This is a genomic window from Gordonia sp. DT218, from assembly GCF_049847105.1.
Taxonomy (GTDB): domain Bacteria; phylum Actinomycetota; class Actinomycetes; order Mycobacteriales; family Mycobacteriaceae; genus Gordonia.
Genome location: NZ_JBNCNS010000005.1, coordinates 346,232 through 364,735, shown reverse-complemented (window position 1 = coordinate 364,735; position 18,504 = coordinate 346,232). Strand labels below are relative to the sequence as shown.

Annotated in this window: 17 protein-coding genes; 10 read left to right on the top strand and 7 right to left on the bottom strand. The window is 68.3% G+C overall.

The window, feature by feature from the left end:
- Position 1 precedes the first annotated feature (1 nt).
- Genes ACPXCG_RS19975 through ACPXCG_RS19960 form a run of 4 tightly spaced genes read left to right on the top strand, consistent with a single transcriptional unit; the run spans position 2 to position 2,313 of the window.
- Positions 2-568, top strand: coding sequence for a VOC family protein (locus ACPXCG_RS19975; protein ID WP_425793856.1), 567 nt, complete (start codon positions 2-4; stop codon positions 566-568).
- 25 nt (positions 569-593) lie between these two features.
- The gene (locus ACPXCG_RS19970) at positions 594-1,232 is read left to right on the top strand and encodes a carboxymuconolactone decarboxylase family protein (protein ID WP_425793855.1); all 639 of its coding nucleotides are present in this window, start codon (positions 594-596) and stop codon (positions 1,230-1,232) included.
- 39 nt (positions 1,233-1,271) lie between these two features.
- Positions 1,272-1,721, top strand: a complete 450-nt coding sequence (locus ACPXCG_RS19965) for a DUF1622 domain-containing protein (protein ID WP_425793854.1) — start codon at positions 1,272-1,274, stop codon at positions 1,719-1,721.
- Positions 1,722-1,752: 31 nt separating this feature from the next.
- Positions 1,753-2,313 carry a GNAT family N-acetyltransferase gene (locus ACPXCG_RS19960; RefSeq protein WP_425793852.1) on the top strand — a complete coding sequence of 187 codons (561 nt, stop codon included), beginning with the start codon at positions 1,753-1,755 and terminating at the stop codon, positions 2,311-2,313.
- A gap of 13 nt (positions 2,314-2,326) precedes the next feature.
- Here the strand turns inward: ACPXCG_RS19960 and zapE are convergent, their stop codons facing one another.
- Complete coding sequence (zapE, locus tag ACPXCG_RS19955) at positions 2,327-3,340, bottom strand: cell division protein ZapE (RefSeq protein WP_425793851.1); 1,014 nt, start codon at positions 3,338-3,340, stop codon at positions 2,327-2,329.
- Between the two features lie 35 nt (positions 3,341-3,375).
- Here zapE and ACPXCG_RS19950 point away from each other — a divergent pair, with 35 nt between their 5' ends.
- The 4 genes from ACPXCG_RS19950 (at position 3,376) to msrB (ending at position 7,603) form a co-directional block, all read left to right on the top strand.
- Positions 3,376-4,167: a dihydrofolate reductase family protein gene (locus tag ACPXCG_RS19950; RefSeq protein WP_425793850.1), complete on the top strand. Its 792-nt coding sequence runs from the start codon at positions 3,376-3,378 to the stop codon at positions 4,165-4,167.
- Positions 4,168-4,275: 108 nt separating this feature from the next.
- Entirely contained in the window at positions 4,276-5,811 is a 1,536-nt protein-coding gene (locus ACPXCG_RS19945) for an alpha/beta hydrolase (protein WP_425794017.1), read from the top strand.
- Positions 5,812-5,885: 74 nt separating this feature from the next.
- Entirely contained in the window at positions 5,886-7,178 is a 1,293-nt protein-coding gene (locus ACPXCG_RS19940; RefSeq protein WP_425793849.1) for a glycosyltransferase family 87 protein, read from the top strand.
- Complete coding sequence (gene msrB / locus ACPXCG_RS19935; protein WP_425793848.1) at positions 7,175-7,603, top strand: peptide-methionine (R)-S-oxide reductase MsrB; 429 nt, start codon at positions 7,175-7,177, stop codon at positions 7,601-7,603. Before ACPXCG_RS19940 ends, msrB begins: the two co-directional genes overlap by 4 nt.
- A gap of 116 nt (positions 7,604-7,719) precedes the next feature.
- Here msrB and hemQ read toward each other — a convergent pair whose 3' ends face one another.
- From hemQ to hemE, 3 genes are all read right to left on the bottom strand, one after another.
- On the bottom strand, positions 7,720-8,415 hold the full coding sequence (gene hemQ, locus ACPXCG_RS19930) for a hydrogen peroxide-dependent heme synthase (RefSeq protein WP_425793846.1): 696 nt from the start codon (positions 8,413-8,415) through the stop codon (positions 7,720-7,722).
- A 66-nt stretch (positions 8,416-8,481) separates the two neighbouring features.
- Positions 8,482-9,870, bottom strand: a complete 1,389-nt coding sequence (locus tag ACPXCG_RS19925) for an FAD-dependent oxidoreductase (RefSeq protein WP_425793845.1) — start codon at positions 9,868-9,870, stop codon at positions 8,482-8,484.
- Positions 9,870-10,937, bottom strand: coding sequence for a uroporphyrinogen decarboxylase (gene hemE, locus ACPXCG_RS19920; RefSeq protein ID WP_425793844.1), 1,068 nt, complete (start codon positions 10,935-10,937; stop codon positions 9,870-9,872). Before hemE ends, ACPXCG_RS19925 begins: the two co-directional genes overlap by 1 nt.
- Positions 10,938-11,006: 69 nt before the next feature.
- Here hemE and ACPXCG_RS19915 point away from each other — a divergent pair, with 69 nt between their 5' ends.
- Together ACPXCG_RS19915 and ACPXCG_RS19910 are read left to right on the top strand one after the other, a co-directional pair.
- Entirely contained in the window at positions 11,007-11,639 is a 633-nt protein-coding gene (locus ACPXCG_RS19915) for a DUF3000 domain-containing protein (RefSeq protein ID WP_425793843.1), read from the top strand.
- A gap of 18 nt (positions 11,640-11,657) precedes the next feature.
- Positions 11,658-12,956 (top strand): HRDC domain-containing protein, encoded by a 1,299-nt coding sequence (locus tag ACPXCG_RS19910; RefSeq protein WP_425793842.1) that lies wholly within the window; start codon positions 11,658-11,660, stop codon positions 12,954-12,956.
- A gap of 15 nt (positions 12,957-12,971) precedes the next feature.
- On the opposite strand, the gene dxs is transcribed toward ACPXCG_RS19910, so the two are convergent.
- From dxs to ACPXCG_RS19895, 3 genes are all read right to left on the bottom strand, one after another.
- A complete protein-coding gene (dxs, locus tag ACPXCG_RS19905) occupies positions 12,972-14,966 on the bottom strand; it encodes a 1-deoxy-D-xylulose-5-phosphate synthase (protein WP_425794016.1) in 1,995 nt (664 codons plus the stop codon).
- Between the two features lie 164 nt (positions 14,967-15,130).
- Entirely contained in the window at positions 15,131-16,462 is a 1,332-nt protein-coding gene (locus tag ACPXCG_RS19900; protein ID WP_425793841.1) for a class I SAM-dependent RNA methyltransferase, read from the bottom strand.
- Positions 16,459-18,474: an APC family permease gene (locus ACPXCG_RS19895; RefSeq protein WP_425794015.1), complete on the bottom strand. Its 2,016-nt coding sequence runs from the start codon at positions 18,472-18,474 to the stop codon at positions 16,459-16,461. The genes ACPXCG_RS19900 and ACPXCG_RS19895 overlap by 4 nt, the downstream gene beginning before the upstream one ends.
- Positions 18,475-18,504: the final 30 nt, after the last annotated feature.

Genomic DNA, 18,504 nt, shown 5'->3' with positions numbered 1-18,504 from the left:
CATGTCGACCACGAACCCCAAGTTCGAACTCCGCGGCATCAATCACCTGGCATTGGTGTGTGCCGACATGCGCCGGACGATCGACTTCTACTCGGGCGTGCTCGGCATGCCCTTGGTCAAGACACTCGACCTGCCGGCGGGACTCGGCCAGCATTTCTTCTTCGACTGCGGCGGCGGCAACACGGTGGCGTTCTTCTGGCTGGCGGATTCCCCCGAGGCCGCACCCGGGATCGCCGCACCCAAGGGACGGCCCGACGAAGGCGAACTCGCCAGCGCCGTCGGGTCGATGAACCATGTGGCCTTCGCCGTGCCGCCGGAACAGTTCGACGAGTACCGGTCCCGACTGGAGGCCGAGGACGTCGCGGTCAGCCCGGTGCTCAACCACGACGACAGCCCTGCCGGCGTCTCGCGCCACGTGCACCCGGGTACCTTCGTGCGGTCGTTCTACTTCCAAGATCCCGATGGCGTTCTATTGGAGTTCGCCTGCTGGACAAGAGAATTCACCGATGCGGATGTTTCCCATGAACCAAAGACGGCGGCCGACCGCCACGTTCACGCATCCAACTGACCTGCACCGCCGAGAAAGGAACCCGATGCCACGCCTGCCCGAGGTCCACCGTGCCGACGTCACCGATGAGAAGATCCTCTACTTCTACGATCACCTCTTCGGAAAGGACAAGGACCCGGCCGTCGACCACGGCACCATCCACGCGACGCCGGGCGACTGGTGGACCGTCTTCGCCCAGTCCCCCGCCGTGTTCGGTCACGCGGTGCGCGGATTCGCCCTGTACCGCAACTCGACCGTCGATCCGCTGCTGCGTGAGCTCGGCCAGGGCCGGGCGGGGTATGCGCGCGGCAGCCAGTTCGTCTTCTCGCAGCACTGCAAGCAGATGCGATCGCTCGGGATGCCCGAGGACAAGATCGCGGCCATCCCGGCGTGGCAGGTCAGCGACCTGTTCTCCCCGCTCGAACGAGCGGTGCTCGCCTACACCGATGCGCTCGTGCTCGACGGCGGGCGGGTACCGGACGGCGTGTTCGACGTGCTCGCCGAACACCTGCCGCCGGACCAGATCCTCCAGCTGACCTACATCACCACGATGTACGACATGCACGCGACGATGAGCAAGGCACTGAAACTCGAGTTCGACGATGTCCCCGAACGGATCACCGAGGTGCAGGTGCCCGAGGGCGTGGAGGTGGCCGACCTGTCCGCCGATCTCGCAGGCGAGTAGACCCCTCCTCACCGTTCGCTGGTGCGTAGGCTGACGCCCATGGATTTCGAGTCCGTGTTCACCGGCGTCGCAGTGGCGTTCGAGGTGATCGGTGCGCTCGCGATGATCGGCGGATTCGTCATCGCGGTGGTGCTCGGCGCCCGATCGTTGCTTCGCGACGACGGCGGGCGGGTCGCATTCGGCATCCTCCGGAACACCCTCGGCGCAGCGATCCTCCTCGGGCTCGAAGTCCTGGTCGCCGCCGACCTCATCCGCACCATCACGTCCAAGCCGTCCATCGAGGACGCGTTGATCCTCGGCCTCATCGTGCTGATCCGGACGGTCCTGTCCATGTCGATCCAGATCGAGATCGACGGTGTGGTGCCCTGGCGGCGGGCAATGCTCACCAGCGGTGGACAACTCATCGGCGACGCGGTGGCCCGGGACATACAGGCCGGACGACGCTCCGGTGGGCTTCCGCCGGCTGCCGCCCCGACGACCGGCGAGTGACGCTCTCACGACCCGGGCGTAGATTGCGAATGTGCCCGTCGCAGCATTGATCGAGACCGTCACCGACCCGGCCCAGGCGAGTGCCGTGGCCGAGGTCGCGGCAGCCACCTTCCCCCTGGCGTGCCCACCCCACTCGACGCCGGACGACATCGCGGGGTTCATCCGAGAGAACCTGCGCCCGGAGCGGTTCGCCGGGTACATCCACAGCCCCGACAGCGACGTACTCACCGCGCGGGACGGCGTCCAGGGCCCGATCGTGGGCTACGCGTTGATCCACCACGGCGCCCCGACCCACCCCGATGTGGCGGCGGTGGTCACCGCCCGGCCGGTCACCGAGATCTCCAAGATGTATGTCGCACCCGATCATCACGCGCTCGGGCGCGATACTCCACCGTCGCACGATTTGATGCGTGCCGCACTGGATCTGGCGCGGGAGCGCGGCAGCGTACTGGCGTGGCTCGGCGTCAACCAGGAAAACGTTCGCGCACTTCGCTTCTACGCGAAAATGGGCTTCACCCGAGTGGGTGTGAAGACCTTCGACCTGAACGGATCGATCGAGCACGACTTCATCATGGCGCAGCCGTTGAACTGACCGGGAATGCCCGTCAGACGGTGGATTCCGCGAACCGCGACAGCGCGAGCAGACGCGACGTGGCACGCAGATACTTCTTGCGATACCCGCCCGCGAGCATCTCGTCGGTGAAGATCTCGTCGAGTTTGCTCCCTGACACGGTCACCGGGATGTTGGCGTCGTAGAGGCGGTCGGCCAGCACCACCAGACGCAGCCCCACCGACTGGTCCTTCGCCGGATGCACACCCTCGATGCAGACCAGCGAGACACCCGCGACCAGATCCTTGTATTTGGACGGGTGCAGCGTGCTCAGGTGATCACACAGCGCGTCGAAGTCGTCGAGAGTGGCGTCCGGCGTCGAGGCGGCCACCTCCTCGAGTTCCGCGTCACTGCGCGGTTCCGGAGCGGGCGGGAGGTCGCGGTGCCGGTAGTCGGGGCCGTCCACCCGGATCGTCTCGAAAACTGCCGACAGCTTGCGAATCTCCCTCAGGAAGTCCTGCGCGGCGAATCGCCCCTCGCCGAGCTGACCGGGGAGCGTGTTGGAGGTCGCGGCGATCGAAACCCCCTTCGCGGTGAGCTCGGTCAGCAGTCGTGACACCAGCATCGTGTCGCCCGGGTCGTCGAGCTCGAACTCGTCGATGCACAGCACGGTGTGATCGGAGAGCCGCTCGACCGCGTTGACGAATCCGAGTGCACCCACCACGTGGGTCACCTCGACAAAGGTCGCGAACGCCTTCGGTTCCGGCATGGAGTGGTAGATCGAGGCCAGCAGGTGGGTCTTGCCGACACCGAACCCGCCGTCGAGGTAGAGGCCGACGCCCTGACCGGTCGATTTACGTGAGAAGAGGCCACGCTTGCCGCCCCGGACCTTGCTCGCGCGCGCGACGAAATCCCGTGCCTTCGACACCGCCTGCGCCTGCGAGGGCTCGGCGGGATCCGGGATGTACGAATCGAAGCTGACCGTATCGAAGGTCGACGGTGGCACCATCTCGTCGATGAGCGCCTCGGGGGCGACCATCGGATTCCGATCGCAGAGTCGTGCCGTCATAAGGGGAGGGTAGCCACCTCGGACATGATGGAGTCATGTTCGGTCTTCAGAAAGCGACCCAGGTCACATCGACGCAGGACGAGGCCACCACCCTGCGGTGGCTCGCCGAGCAGTATCCCTATCCGGATCGGCCCGCCTCGCCACCGTGCCTCCCCCGCCCGTATCTCCGGGTCAACATGGTCAGTTCCATCGACGGTGCGGTCACCCACGACGGCCGCTCCGGTGGCCTCGCCGGACCCGGCGACAAAGCCGTCTTCCGGGTGCTGCGGGCGCTGGCCGACGTGATCATCGTGGGCGCCCGGACGGCCGTCGTCGAGGGGTACCGTCAGCCATCGCCCGACGAGGTGTTCACGGCCGTGCGCGCTGAACGCGACCAGGCCCCGGCGCCGGCCCTCGCCCTGCTCTCACGCACCCTCTCCATCCCCACCGAGTACGCCCCCCTCGCCCAACCCGACACCGTGGTATTCACCTGCCGGGCCGCGTCCGCGGACCGGCGCGCCGCACTCCGCGACGTCGGTGCCACCCTGATCGACTGCGGCGACGATGACGTCGACATGAACGCGGTCCTCGATGTGTGCGCCGAGCGGGGCTGGGTGCGCGCTCTCAGCGAAGGTGGCCCGACGCTGCTCGGATCGTTCATCGACGACGACGTCCTCGACGAACTCTGCGTCACCACCAGTCCGAACGCGGTCGCCGGCGACGCCGGCCGCATAGCGCATCACCCCGCGCAGGCGGCCCTGCACCGGATGCGCCCGGTCACGATCATCACCGACGACGACGGCTTCGTGTTCATCCGCTGGACCCGCGCATCCCCGGAGGAGGCATGACAGGCATGCCCCGCCGGGATGACTAGGCTCGCGGACATGCGACGAGCACCCCGGCGGCCCGCCGGCATCGGATCACGGTCCGCCGCGATGCTGTTCGCGGCCGCGGCGATGGCGGCGGTGATGGGCCTGTCGGGATGCGCGATCGGGCCCGACCTGGGTCCTGACGCCGTGACGGGCGGCGGCGGTGGCGACGCCCCACCGTCGTCGTCGAAGGCCGCCCCCGCCCTGCCAGCACTCGGTGCACCCAGGACCGACCTCGACTGGAAGGGCTGCGCCCGGCCGTTCGCAGCCCGTTTCGGCGTACCGGTGCCCGGCGGGGTCACCCTCGAGTGCGCCGAACTCGACGTCCCCGTCAATCCGAACAATCCGACCGGCGACACGCTGGCGGTCGCGTTGACCCGGGCACGCGTGGCCGCCACGCCCAAGGACGCCGCACCGCTCGTGCTCACCTCCGGTTCGGACCTGCCGTCGTCGCGCACGCTCCTCATGCTCGCCACCGGACCCGGCCGAAGCCTGCTGTCGCAGCACCCGGTGGTGGCGATCGACCGTCGGGGCACCCCGACAAGCGGCGACCTCGACTGCATGACGCGGATCGAGCGGTCGGCGATGAGCCGTAACGGACTCCCCGAGGCCGGGGCCGCCGACCAGTCCAAGCGCATCAACCGGCTCGCGCGGGCCGCATCGTCGGCGTCGGACGGCTGCACCGAGACGCTGACCCCACACCAGCTCGACTTCGGCGCGGGCTTTGCCGCCGCCGACATCGAGGCCCTGCGCATCCGATGGGGCGTCGAGCATCTGGGTCTGATCGGGGTCGGCGAAGGGTCCGACGTGGTGCTCGCCTACGCCAGTAACTACTCGGGACGTGCCGGACGCATCGTCCTCGACACCCCGACCGCGTACGGGGCCAACGCGCGCGACCGTGCCGCCGCCCAGGCGACCGGGGTGCAGGCCGCCCTGCGGTCGTTCGCGCAGAGTTGCGTCACCGCCGGATCCTGCCCGCTGGGCGCCGATGGGGCGTCGACCATCGGCGACGTCCTCGCCAAGGGCCGCACCGGGCGTCTCGGCGGTATCTCGGACACGGAGGCCCTGTCGGCGATCACCACCGCACTGGCGCTGGCCCCCAACCGCCCGCAGGCGGTGACCGATCTGGCCTCGGCTATCTCTGCCGCCGACCGTGGCGACACCGCCGCGCTGAGTGCGCTCGCCGAGCGCGCGGAGGGACTGCGAACCGGTGACGGGCAGCTGGTCTCCCGCTGCAACGACGTCAGCGGCCCGATCGGCCAGAACGAGATCCCGGGGCTGGTCGATGCGTGGACCAAGCAGAACCCGCTCACCGGCGCCGACAGCGCACTCTCGATGCTGCGGTGCAACGGCTGGGCCTCCTCGACGCCGACCAATCCGCCCAATGCGCTCCCGATCGATCCGCTGGTGCTCGCGGGCGCGAACGATCCGATCAACGGCACCGGTGGGGCGGACGCCCTCAAGGCCCTGTTCATCAAGGCCGGCGTCACACCGACCACCGTCTCGTGGGACGGTCTGGGCTACTCGGTGCTGGCGCGCAGCGCATGCGCCGCCGACACGGTGACGCAGTACCTCGGCAATCAGCCCCTCGGGGAGCCCACCGAACGCGGCTGCCCCACCTGACCGACCTGCACCGGCGCACCGCGAAGGGCACAGGCTGTGCGGATGTGGGCGCGCCGACGTAGTACGGTTCGCGGGTGGCGATTCTCGACAGGTACCTCCACCCGCAGATGAGTGCGCAGCGAACCATCCCGCTGGTGTTGTGGCCGATCACCATCATGATGATCTTCCACCGCTCGGTGATCCTCGGCGTCAACGGCGACCGCACCGACGATTTCAAGCCCGTCTACCAGGCGGCGCTGCAGTTCCTGAATCGTCAACCGGTCTACGGCGAGAACCTCAACACCGTCGATCCGCACTACCTGTACCCGCCGTCGGGAACCCTGCTGATGGCCCCGATGGCCATCATCGATCCCGAGCGCGCACGCTGGCTGTTCATCGCGCTGAGCGTCATCGCGCTCGTCGCCAGTGCCTACCTGCTCGCCAAACTCTTCGGATACTCCGCGCGGTCGTGGGTCGTGCCGGTGGTCCTGTTCTTCTTCTTCAGTACCGAGACCGTCGCGCACACACTGATCTTCACGAACTTCAATTCCTTTGTCCTGCTGGGCATGCTCGCCTTCATGTTGTTGATGATGCGGCGCCGAGATCTCTGGGCCGGAGTCCCGATCGGGCTCACGATCGCGGTGAAACCCGTGTTGTTGCCGCTGCTGCTGCTGCCGTTGCTCAACCGGCAGTGGCGGGTCCTGGTCACTGCCATCGGGATTCCGGTGATCCTGACCGTGGTGGCCTGGCCGCTCGTGGTCGATCCGAAGGAATTCATCACCCGGACGATGCCGTATCTCAACGAGGCCCGGGACTACTACAACAGCTCGATCGCCGGCAACGGCGCCTACTTCGGGGTGGCGGACTGGCTGATCATCCTGCTCCGCGTCGCGTTCTTGGCCATGGCGGTGTTCGCCCTCTGGTTCCTCTACCGGTACTACCGGCGCACCGACGAACTGCTGTGGCTCACCACGTCGTCGGGGGTGCTGCTGGTGACCACCTTCCTGGTGGGCGCACTGGGCCAGGGCTATTACTCGATGCTGCTGTTCCCGCTGCTGATGACCGTCTTCCTGACCGGCTCGACGATGCGCAACTGGCCGGCATGGCTGGGCGTGTACGGCTGCATGAGTTTCGACTCGTTCTACTCCGTGCGGTGGGAGGCCTTCGGCCGACAGCTGGAGTTCAACAAGGTCACCTGGGGCTGGTCGTTGCTGATGATCGCGGTCTTCTGCTCGCTGCTGTTCCGGTACCTCGACATGCGTCGCGCCGGCGTCACGTCGCTCGACGACGGTGCCGGTGCCGGTGCCGACACTGCGGTCCCGGTGCCGCCTGCGCTGTCCGGCGACGGTGGCGAGGGCCGGGGCGCAGTGGCTACCGTGGAGAAATGACCTCGAACCCTCCTGCCGATTCCGACGCTGCCGAGATCACCGACGAGCAGTGGCGGGAACGGCTAACCCCTGCGGAGTATCGCGTCCTGCGGCAGGCAGGCACCGAGGCACCGTTCACCGGCGAGTACACCGACATCACGACCCTCGGCGTGTACCGCTGCCGCGCCTGCGACGCCGAGTTGTTCCGAAGTGAGCAGAAGTTCGAGTCGCATTGCGGGTGGCCGTCGTTCTTCTCCCCACTTGCCGGGGAGTCCGTCATCGAACGCGTCGACACCACACTGGGCATGCGCCGCGTGGAAGTGCTGTGTGCCAACTGCGGCAGCCATCTGGGGCACGTCTTCGAAGGCGAGGGCTACGACACCCCGACCGATCTCCGGTACTGCATCAACTCGATCAGCCTCACGCTCGAGCCCGCCGAGGACTGACAGCGATGTCGATACATCTCCGCACTCCGTTCGATGGCTACTCGATCAGCAGAACCACACCGCCGATCGAGTAGCCGGAGGTATATCGAGACCACGCAATACTCAGGGCAAAATACTCAGGGCAATGCGTCGATGAGCGCGGTCGGTTCGACCCGCGGGCCGGTGAAGAACGGGGTCTCCTCACGTACGTGCAGACGCGCCTCGGTGGCGCGCAGGTCACGCATGAGGTCGACGATCCGATGCAACTCGGGCGCCTCGAACGCAAGCAACCACTCGTAGTCGCCGAGCGCGAACGACGACACGGTGTTGGCCCGGACGTCTTTGTAGGCACGGGCGGCCATGCCGTGGTCGGCGAGCATCTTGCGGCGTTCCTCGTCGGGCAGCAGGTACCACTCGTAGGACCGGACGAACGGGTAGACGCAGATGTAGTTGCCGGGCTCCTCGCCGGCCAGGAACGCCGGAATGTGACTCTTGTTGAACTCGGCCGGACGGTGCAATGCGACGTTGCTCCACACCGCATCGCAGGCCTTCCCGAGGATCGTCTCTCGACGGAACCGCGCATACGCCGCCTGCAGTTGCTCGACCTCCTCCGCATGCCACCAGATCATGAAGTCGGCATCGGCGCGCAGGCCCGAGACGTCGTACACGCCGCGGACCACCACCCCGGAGTCCTCCAGCGACTTGACGAAGTCCGTGGCGTCGGCCTTCGCCTGATCGCGGTCGGTCCCGAGCTCGCCGGGCCGGACCGCGAAGACCGAAAACATCAGATAACGAACGGTGGAATTGAGGTCTGCATAGTCCAAGCGGCTCATGAGTTCATGGTGCCACCGGACGAATCCATCCGGCCAGCCAGGTACGGCCGGTCGAGGTCGGCTCGGTCAGGTGAGATCCGCGAGCAGGTCGGTAACCGCACGCCCGGCCTGGCCGATACAGGCGGGCACGCCGACCCCGGCGTAGGCAGAGCCCGCGAAAGTGAGGCGGGCGGGCCGCGACGCCAGCACGTCGGCCATGGCCGCGAGGTGTCCCGGGCGATAGACCGGCAACCCGTTCGTCCAGTGCTGCACGAACGCATCGGTCACGCGTGCCGACGGCGCCGGGACCCCCGCCGCCCGACAGACCTCGTCGAGATCCTCGAGAGCCTCGTCACGTATCCGGGTGTCGACTCCTCCTTCGATGCAGTCGTCGGGTACGGGAGCGCCGAACCTGCCGAAGGATGCCCGCACAGACACCGGACGGTCGTCGCCCGACAGATGCGGCCACTTCTGCGAGCTGAACGTGAAGGCCTTGGCGCGCAAGCTGTCTCCGGTGGCAACCAGCACCCCGGAATGGTCCGGCAGCGGCGTGCCCGGCGCGAGCGCGATGGACACCACCACCGATGAGGCGCGCTCGACGGCGATCAGCGGAGCGGCGAGGTCCGGCAGCGAGCGGCGCAGGATGTGACCGGCGAGCCAGGCCGGGGTCGCCAGCACGACCCCGTCGTAGTCGGTGGCCCGGTCACCGAGGTCGAGGGTCCAGCCGTCAGACCGTGGCGTCGCTCCTCTCACGAACGAGCAGAACTGCGGCTCGATCCCGGCGGCGTCGACCAGGGTGTCGAGCAGTACGGAGTAACCGCCGGTCAGCGTCCCGAACACTGGGCCGGAGCCCGTCGCCCGGGAGGTCAGATCGGCGACCGCCGCCGACAGACTCGGTGCGCCGGCATCCAGGCGGGCCGCCAGGGCCGGGATCGACTCGCGCACGCCGATGTCGCCCGCCAGACTCGAGTAGACGCCACCCAGCATGGGGTCGACGCTGCGCGCGACGACCGACGGGCCGAAGCGGTCCGCCACCAGCTCCCCCACCGTCGGCGCGCTGTCCGCATTCCAGCCGAGGGCCCGCTCCGGTTCGGCCCGAATTCGGTCCAGATCGGCCGGATCAGCCAGTCCGGCAACGGCTTCCGCGTCGACGGGGATACCCATCAGAGCCGGCGTGGGCATCGGGTGCAGCCGCCCCCCGGCCCAGACGGCGGGCCGACGCGGTGTCGGCGAGACGACCCGATCGGACAGTCCCAGTTCGGTGATCAGTGCCAGCGCCTCGGGCCGGCGCACGATGAACGCCTCGGCCCCCACGTCGACGTGTTGACCACCGACCTCCAGGGTCCGCAGATCGCCGCCGAGTCGCTCGCCCGCTTCCAACAGATCGATCTGCGCGTGGTGGCCGAGTGCCCGGCGCAGCCGGTATGCGGCGGTGAGTCCGGAGATCCCGCCGCCGACTACCGCGACCCGGGTCATCAGATGGTGTGGATCAGCTCGACGGCCCGGGTCAGCACCTCGGGGTCGGTGTCGGGCAGCACACCGTGGCCGAGATTGACGATGTGCCCGGTCGCGCCCGCGCGGACCGCCCGCTCGCCGTCGGCGATCACCCGGCGTACCTCACGGTCGACCACGTCGGGTCCGGCGAACAGGAGCGTCGGGTCGAGGTTGCCCTGGACGGCCTTTCCGGGTCCGACGCGGCGCACCGCCTCGTCGAGGGGCACCCGCCAGTCGACCCCGATCACGTCGGCGCCCGCGTCGGCCATCGCGGCCAGCAGTTCGCCGGTACCGACGCCGAAGTGGATGCGGGGCACACCATAGTCGGCGACCTCGGCGAACACACGCGCACTGTGCGGCGCCACGTAGGTCTGGTAGTCGGCGAGCGACAACATGCCGGCCCAGGAGTCGAACAGCTGGACGGCATCGACGCCCGCGTCGAGCTGGACGCGCAGGAATGCGATGGTGATGTCGGCGAGCCGGCCCATCAGGGCATGCCACGTCTCGGGTTCACCGTGCATCAGGGCCTTGGTCCGCGCATAGTTCCGGCTCGGTCCGCCCTCGATCAGATACGACGCCAGCGTGAACGGCGCGCCGGCGAAACCGATCAGCGCCGCGGCCTCGGGCAGTTCGTCGAGGAGCAGCTCGATCGCGCCCGCGATCGCGCCAACGGATTCGGGCTCCAGTCGCGGCAGCGCCGTGACATCGGCGGCCGTCCGGATCGGTTGCGCGATCACCGGGCCGGTACCGGCCACGATGTCGAGGTCGATGCCCGCTGCCTTCAACGGCACCACGATGTCGGAGAACAGGATCGCGGCATCCACGTCGTGCCTGCGCACGGGCTGCATGGTGATCTCGCAGACCAGTGCCGGATCGAAGCACGACTCGAGCATGCCGTGGTCGGCCCGGATGGCGCGGTACTCCGGTAGGGATCTTCCCGCCTGGCGCATGAACCACACCGGTCGGCGGCTGGGTGTCTCGCCGGTGGCCGCGGCGACCATCGGACGATGGTGCGCACGACGGGCCTGGGATCGCGTTGTCTCGGACATCACTGCCTACTCTGCCATGTGTCGGCGCGCCTCCGACGACGGTGGGGTGGCCCGCCCTACCGTCGAACGGTGACCTCTTCTGGAGCTCCGACGGAGCCTGCTGACTTCCGCACCGCGGTCGAGTCATTGCACGCCGCGCGGATCCGGCCGGAAATCGAGGTCGGTCCGATCCGCCCACCGCAACGGTTGGCCCCCTACAGCTACGCGGTGGGTGCCGAGGTCCGGCCCGGTACCGACGATCCCGACGAGATCCCGGTCGACTCGACCGGCAGTTCCTTCGGGCGTCTGATCCTCCTCTACGACCCGGCAGGCCAGGACGCCTGGAACGGGACGATGCGCCTGGTCGCCTACATCCAGGCCGAGGTGGAGGCGGCGCTCGCGATGGACCCGCTCCTGCCGGAGGTGGCCTGGAGTTGGCTGTCCGATGCCCTTGGCGTGCCGCCGGGCGAGACCGCCACCACCGAGGCGTCGTCGCCGGAACGTGTCGTCGACGTGACCGCACTAGGCGGCACCGTCACGTCGACGACGTCGGTGCGCTATGGCGACATCGCCGGGCCGCCACGGGCACATCAGCTCGAACTGCGCGCCTCGTGGACCGCGACCGGCCTCGACCTCGGTGCGCACCTCGAGGCGTTCTGCGACGCCCTGGCCGCGGCCGCCGGGCTGCCACCGGCAGGCGTCACCGAACTGGGTTCGGTCTGAGTCGCCACGGATTCGGCCATGACCACCGGTGACGATCAGCCCGCGGGCCCACCACCGGGTGAGTCCGACGACACGTCCGCGGGTGAACCTGCCGGACCGCCCACGACGCCGCTCCTGAACCCTGTCGACGGCGTCCCCGCAGTGCTGACCACGCCGTCGGAGTTCGCCGAGGCGGCCGCGCTGATCACGGCCGCCGACGGGCCGATCGCGGTCGATACCGAACGGGCGTCGGGCTACCGCTACTCCCAGCGGGCCTATCTGGTGCAGATCCGGCGACTCGGCGCAGGCTCATTTCTACTCGACCCGATCGAACACCCGGACGCGCTCGCACCTGTCATCGCCGCGCTCGACGGCCCGGAATGGGTCCTACACGCCGCCGACCAGGACCTGCCGTGTCTGCGTGAACTCGGTTTCGTCTGCCGGGAGCTCTACGACACCGAGCTGGCCGGGCGTCTGCTCGGCCTGGCCAAGGTGAATCTGGCGGCCATGGTGGCCGAGTTCCTCGGGCTCGGCCTGGTCAAGGGTCACGGCGCCGCCGACTGGTCGCGACGCCCGCTTCCCGACGACTGGCTCAACTACGCCGCACTCGACGTCGAGGTACTGGTGGAATTGCGCGACGCGATGGACGCCGCACTCGTCGAGGCCGGCAAATCGGACTGGGCCCGCGAGGAGTTCCGTGCCGTTCTCGAGCGTCCGGCGCCGCCACCGCGGACCGACCGGTGGCGCAAGACATCCAACATTCACACCATCAAGAACACCCGCACCCTGGCCGCGGTCCGGGAATTGTGGGCCGCCCGCGAAGAACTCGCGCAGCGCCGAGATGTCGCCCCTGGACGAATTCTGCCGGACTCGGCGATCGTCACCGCGGCCAACGCCGACCCGACCACGCAGTCCGAGCTCACCCGGCTGCCGGTGTTCGGCGGCCCCCGGCAGCGCCGGCAGGCACACATCTGGCTGGCGGCGCTGCAGCGGGCCCGCGAACTGCCGGACAACGAACTGCCGTCCCGCAAGTCACCATCGGTCGGTCTGCCACCGGTGAACCGATGGGATCAGCGCAATCCGGAGGCAGCCGCCCGTGCCGCAATGGTTCGACCTCTGGTCCGCGACATCGCCGAAGCGCACGACCTACCGGTCGAGAATCTGCTCGCCCCCGACACGGTTCGCCAACTGTGTTGGGACGGTGTCGATCTGCCCGCAACTGCGGAGGCCGTCGACCACCGCCTGGCCGCGCTCGGCGCCCGGCAGTGGCAACGGGACCTGTGCGCGGCGACCATCGCCGAAGGGCTCAACGACGTCACCGTCGACCCGACGGACTGACTCCGACCACATGGCTCAGGCGTCGGGGTCGACGCTCCGACTCGACGGTTCGACATTCGCGTTCTCGGCGTGTTCCGTGTGGTCACCGAGGTCGGCCGTGTCGTCCATGCCCGGAACAGCTTGCATACCGGCCACCGTTGCGGTGATGGTGCGCGCGAGATCCTGTGCGGTGAGGCCGAATTCGGCGAGCAACTCCCCGCGCGACGCATGCGTGACGAAGTCCTGCGGTATCCCTCGGTGCTGCACCGGAACCGCGACGTCGGCCATCGAGAGCGCATCGCTGACCGCCGACCCGACGCCACCGCGCACACCGCTGTCCTCCAGCGTGACGACCAGCCGATGCCGCGCCGCGAGAGCGGGTATCGACGCCGGAACCGGCAACACCCACCGCGGGTCGACCACGGTCGCGTCGATACCCTGCTGCCCCAACCGTTGTGCCGTGTCGATCGCGAGCCCGCAGAACGCACCGACCGCGACGATCAGCACATCGCCGGACGCGTCGCCCACCCCCGGTGCGGCCCGGTACAGCACGTCGAGGCCGTCGTCGAGACGCTCGACCGCCCGGATATCTTCCGGCACAGCACCCTTCGAGAACCGCAACGCGGTGGGGCCATCGGTGACGGCCAGCGCCTCGTCGAACTCCTCACGCAGACGCACGGCGTCACGGGGCGCTGCCACACGCAGACCGGGGACGAGTGACATCAGCGACAGATCCCACATGCCGTGATGGCTGGGACCGTCGGGTCCGGTGATGCCCGACCTGTCGAGAACCAGCGTGACCGGCAGCCGCAGCAGCGCCACATCCATCAGTAGCTGGTCGAACGCGCGGTTGAGGAACGTGGAGTAGATCGCGACCACCGGATGCAACCCGCCCAGCGCCAATCCGGCAGCCGAGGTCATCGCGTGTTGCTCGGCAATCCCGACGTCGAACATGCGCTCCGGGAATTTCTCGCCGAACGGCGTCAACCCGGTGGGCCCCGGCATGGCCGCGGTGATGGCGACGACGTCGTCGCGGTGCGCGCCGGCCTCGACCAGGGCGGCCGAGAACACCGACGTCCAGTCCTGCGGCGACACGCTGGTGGCGCGGCCGGTCCGCGGATCGATGATGCCTGTCGAGTGCATCTGGTCGGCCTCGTGGTTCTCCGCCGGCGCATAGCCCATCCCCTTACGGGTGACGGTGTGCACGATCACCGGGCCGCCGAAGGCCTTCGCATGACCCAATGCCGACTCCAACGCCCCGATGTCGTGCCCGTCGACCGGACCGACGTACTTCAGTCCGAGATCGGTGAACATCGCCTGCGGCGCAATCAGATCCTTCAACCCGCTCTTCATGCCGTGCAGGACGGCGTAGGCCGGCGGACCGACGACGGGCAACTGCTTGACCACCTTGCGGCTCTCGTCCAGAAAGCGCTCGTAACCCGGTTGCAGACGCAGCCCCGACAGATGCCGCGCCAGCCCGCCGATCGTCGGGGCGTAGGAGCGCCCGTTGTCGTTGACGACGATGACGAGAGGCCGGTCACCACCGGCGATATTGTTCAGGGCCTCCCAGCACATGCCGCCGGTGAGCGCGCCGTCGCCCACCACCGCGACCACGGTGCGCGTGTCCTGCCCGGTGAGTTCGAAGGATTTCGCGAGCCCGTCGGCGTAGGACAGCGCCGCCGATGCATGCGAGGACTCCACCCAGTCGTGCTCGCTCTCGGCCCGGTCCTGATAGCCGGTCAGTCCGTCTTTCTGCCGCAGGGTGTCGAACCCATCCATGCGGCCGGTGACGATTTTGTGGACGTAGCTCTGGTGACCGGTGTCGAAGATGATCGGATCGGTCGGCGAGTCGAAAACGCGGTGCAACGCGAGCGTCAGCTCCACCACTCCGAGATTCGGGCCGAGGTGGCCACCGGTGGCCGAGACCTTCTCGATGAGGAATTCCCGAACCTCCCCGGCGAGAGCGATCATCTCTTCCGACGACAGCGTCCGCAGGTCGGCCGGCGAACCGATCGTGTCCAGCACGCCCATCGAATCCTCCATCACAATTCCACGGTCCGGCTCATGAGCGCACCGGGGCTGTCGGCGCGATCGGCATACCGGGCCCTACGGCACACACGGTCATGTTCTCAACAGTCTACGGACCCGACCATCGGCTCCTCGCCCCGCAAGGCGGCGCCTGCGCGACGAATCCGTCACACCCCGCGATGGGCGGGCACCAGGCAGGCGATGGCCTCCACGTGGTGTGTCAGCGGAAATGCATCGAACGAGCGGATCGCCCGAGGCCGGTAGCCGTGTTCGGCGAAGAGCGCCAAATCACGGGCGAAGCGCCCGACATCGCAGCCCACATGGACGATCACGGCCGGATCTGCATCGGCGACGACGTCGATCACGGTCGGCCCGGCGCCGGTGCGCGGTGGATCGAGGACCACCAGATCGGGCGGCGGCAGACCGGCCGCCACACCGGCCACCTCGCCACGGTGAAGGGTGACGCGGTCGTCGTCGGCGAACGTCTGCTCGGCGGCAGACAGGGCGGCCGGATCGGACTCGACCACATGAACGGAACCGAGGGCGTCGAGTACATCGTTCCGGGCGTCGAGCATCGCCGCCGCGAAGACGCCGGCGCCGCCGTAGAGATCCCACGCGACGAGCGGATCGGGCCGGGCCGGGAGTTCCGCGTCGGCGAGCAGTTCGATCACGGTGCGCGCATACGCCGATGGCGCCGCCCGGTGAGCCTGCCAGAACGCGGCGACCGGGATCTGCCAGATCCGGTCCCCGACGCGATGGGCGGCGACGGGATCACCGTCGACGACCCGGTGAGCGCGGGGGGCGTCGCGGCCCCGGCGCGCCGATTGTGTGCGCCCCCGCGCGCCGGGACGGCGCCCGCGGACGCGCGCCCGGGGCGGCGCGAGTTCGGTGATATGGCGACGGCCTGCCATGTCGGCCACCACCGCGACATCCGCACCTGGAGTGAAGGAGTACGCACCGAGTCCGTCGACCATCCCGGGTTCCGGTGCGGCACAGGAATGATCTGTGATGATCGACGAACCGTGAAACGCGTGCATCCCGGCGCGCCCCTCGGCGTCGACACCGAGTCGGGTGCGTACCCGCCAGTGGGTGCCGTCGTCCCCGAGTGCGAGGACCTCGCCCGCGCCGACGCCTTCGAGATCGGCTGCCGAGAACCCGCCGATCCGGGCCAGCGCATCGAGGACGACCCGCCCTTTCAGATCCCGTGCGTGCGTGAGGTCGACGAAACCGAGGTCACAACACCCGGCCCCGTGACGGGCGGCGTCGCACAGCGGATCGATCCGGTGCACCGACGGTTCCAGGACCTCGATCACCTCCCCGCGCAGGAAGCTCTCCCGCCGGTCGTCGGTGACCCGCACGCGGACCACCTCGCCGGGGATGGCCCCACGAACGAACACGACGCGCCCGTCCACGCGGCCGACGGACTCACCGCCGTTCGCCGGGCGGTCGGGCCGGACGATCAGTTCGGCACCCACACCGCCGGCGCCGGATTCGTTCACGGCTGATCCGAGTCGCCACCGAGGGCGCGACGGGTGTCACCGGGAGCCGAGTATGCGAGGTCGCGGTTCTTGAGGCGATCCGACGACGTCAGCTGCCACGGGACGGAAGTGACCATCACCCCGGGCTCGAAGAGCAGACGTCCCTTGAGACGCAAGGCCGATTGATTGTGGAGGATCTGCTCCCACCAGTGCCCCACCACGTACTCGGGGATGAACACGGTGATGACGTCCCGAGGGGATTCGCGCCGGACCCGGCGGACGTATTCGATGACCGGGCGGGTGATCTCGCGGTACGGGGAGGCGATCACCTTGAGCGGCACGGTGATGTTGCTCGCCTCCCACTGCGACACCAGCTTGCGGGTGTCGCGATCGTCGACGTTCACCGTGATCGCCTCGAGGACGTCGGGCCGGGTGGCGCGGGCGTAGAGAACCGCACGCTTCGTGGCCAGGTGCAGCGTCGATACCAGCACGATCGAATGAGTCCTGCTGGGCAGTACCGGTTCGTCTTCCTCGAGTTCGAGTTCGCGTTGCACGGTCGCGTAGTGCCGGTGGATCAGCTTCATGATCACGAAGAGGGCCACCATCGCCAATATCGCGATCCACGCGCCCGCACGGAACTTCGTGATCAGCACCACCACCAGGACGGTGGCCGTCATCACCAGGCCGATCGAGTTGATCACGCGCGACTGCATCATCCGCCGCCGGGCCCGCGGGTCGGTCTCGGTGCGCAGATGACGCGTCCAATGCCGCACCATGCCGGTCTGGCTGAGGGTGAACGACACGAACACACCGACGATGTAGAGCTGGATCAGCGAGGTGACCTGGGCGCCGAATGCCACCACGAAGATGATGGCCGCCAGCGCCAGGAACAGGATCCCGTTGCTGAACGCGAGGCGATCGCCACGGGTGTGCAGCTGCCGCGGCAGGAAACGGTCCTGCGCGAGCACCGAGCCGAGCACCGGGAACCCGTTGAACGCGGTGTTCGCGGCCAGCAACAGGATGAGGGCGGTGGCCGTCGCGACGAAGTAAAAGCCGGGCGTGAAGGAATGGAAGACGGCGTGGGCGAGCTGGGCGATCATCGCCTTCTGCTGGTATCCCTCGGGGGCGCCGATCAGGTCGGTGGCCGGGTTCATCACATATTTCGCGCCGATGCGCTGGGCGAGCAGGACGATACCGAGCAGCAATGTGATGGAGAACGCACCGAGCAGGAACAGGGTGGACGCCGCGTTGCGGGACTTCGGCTTGCGGAAGGCCGGCACTCCGTTGCTGATGGCCTCCACACCGGTGAGCGCCGCACAACCCGACGAGAACGCCCGCGCGATCAGGAAGACGAAGGCGATCGCGGTCAGGTGATCTTGCTCGGGACGGATGCCGAAATCTGCGGCCTCCGACCGGACCGGCTCGTCCAGGATGTACAGCTCGGTGAATCCCCAGATGAGCATGACGAGAACACCGATGATGAACGCATACGTCGGGATGGCGAGCACCGAGCCCGACTCCTTGATCCCGCGCAGGTTCACGGCGGCCATCAGGACGATCGCGGCGACGCAGAACCACACCCGATGCTGGGACACGAAGGGGATCGCCGAGCCGATGTTCTCCGCTGCCGACGAGATCGACACCGCGACCGTGAGGACGTAGTCGACCAGCAGCGCACTGCCGACCGTCAGACCCGCATTGGGCCCCAGGTTGACCGTGGCCACCTCGTAATCGCCGCCGCCGGACGGATACGCGTGGACGTTCTGCCGATAGCTGGCCACGACGACGACCATCACCACGGCGACGGCCAGGGCGACCCACGGTGTGAAGGCCAGTGCACTCAGACCCGCGACGGACAGGACGAGGAAGATCTCCTGCGGCGCGTAGGCCACCGACGACATCGCGTCGGAGGCGAACACGGGAAGCGCGATGCGCTTGGGCAACAGGGTGTGACCCAGTTTGTCGCTACGGAACGGGCGGCCGAGCAGCAGACGTTTTGTCGCCACGGACGCCTTGGACACGGTGTACACCAGGCAACACTAGAGCGTGTAGTAGACAAAGGC

Coding starts and splice junctions, on each gene's coding strand:
- ACPXCG_RS19975 (WP_425793856.1), top strand. CDS start 2: ATGTCGACCACGAACCCCAAGTTCGAACTCCGCGGCATCAATCACCTG.
- ACPXCG_RS19970 (WP_425793855.1), top strand. CDS start 594: ATGCCACGCCTGCCCGAGGTCCACCGTGCCGACGTCACCGATGAGAAG.
- ACPXCG_RS19965 (WP_425793854.1), top strand. CDS start 1,272: ATGGATTTCGAGTCCGTGTTCACCGGCGTCGCAGTGGCGTTCGAGGTG.
- zapE (WP_425793851.1), bottom strand. CDS start 3,340: ATGACGGCACGACTCTGCGATCGGAATCCGATGGTCGCCCCCGAGGCG.
- ACPXCG_RS19950 (WP_425793850.1), top strand. CDS start 3,376: ATGTTCGGTCTTCAGAAAGCGACCCAGGTCACATCGACGCAGGACGAG.
- ACPXCG_RS19945 (WP_425794017.1), top strand. CDS start 4,276: ATGGCGGCGGTGATGGGCCTGTCGGGATGCGCGATCGGGCCCGACCTG.
- msrB (WP_425793848.1), top strand. CDS start 7,175: ATGACCTCGAACCCTCCTGCCGATTCCGACGCTGCCGAGATCACCGAC.
- hemQ (WP_425793846.1), bottom strand. CDS start 8,415: ATGAGCCGCTTGGACTATGCAGACCTCAATTCCACCGTTCGTTATCTG.
- ACPXCG_RS19925 (WP_425793845.1), bottom strand. CDS start 9,870: ATGACCCGGGTCGCGGTAGTCGGCGGCGGGATCTCCGGACTCACCGCC.
- hemE (WP_425793844.1), bottom strand. CDS start 10,937: ATGTCCGAGACAACGCGATCCCAGGCCCGTCGTGCGCACCATCGTCCG.
- ACPXCG_RS19910 (WP_425793842.1), top strand. CDS start 11,658: ATGACCACCGGTGACGATCAGCCCGCGGGCCCACCACCGGGTGAGTCC.
- dxs (WP_425794016.1), bottom strand. CDS start 14,966: ATGGGCGTGCTGGACACGATCGGTTCGCCGGCCGACCTGCGGACGCTG.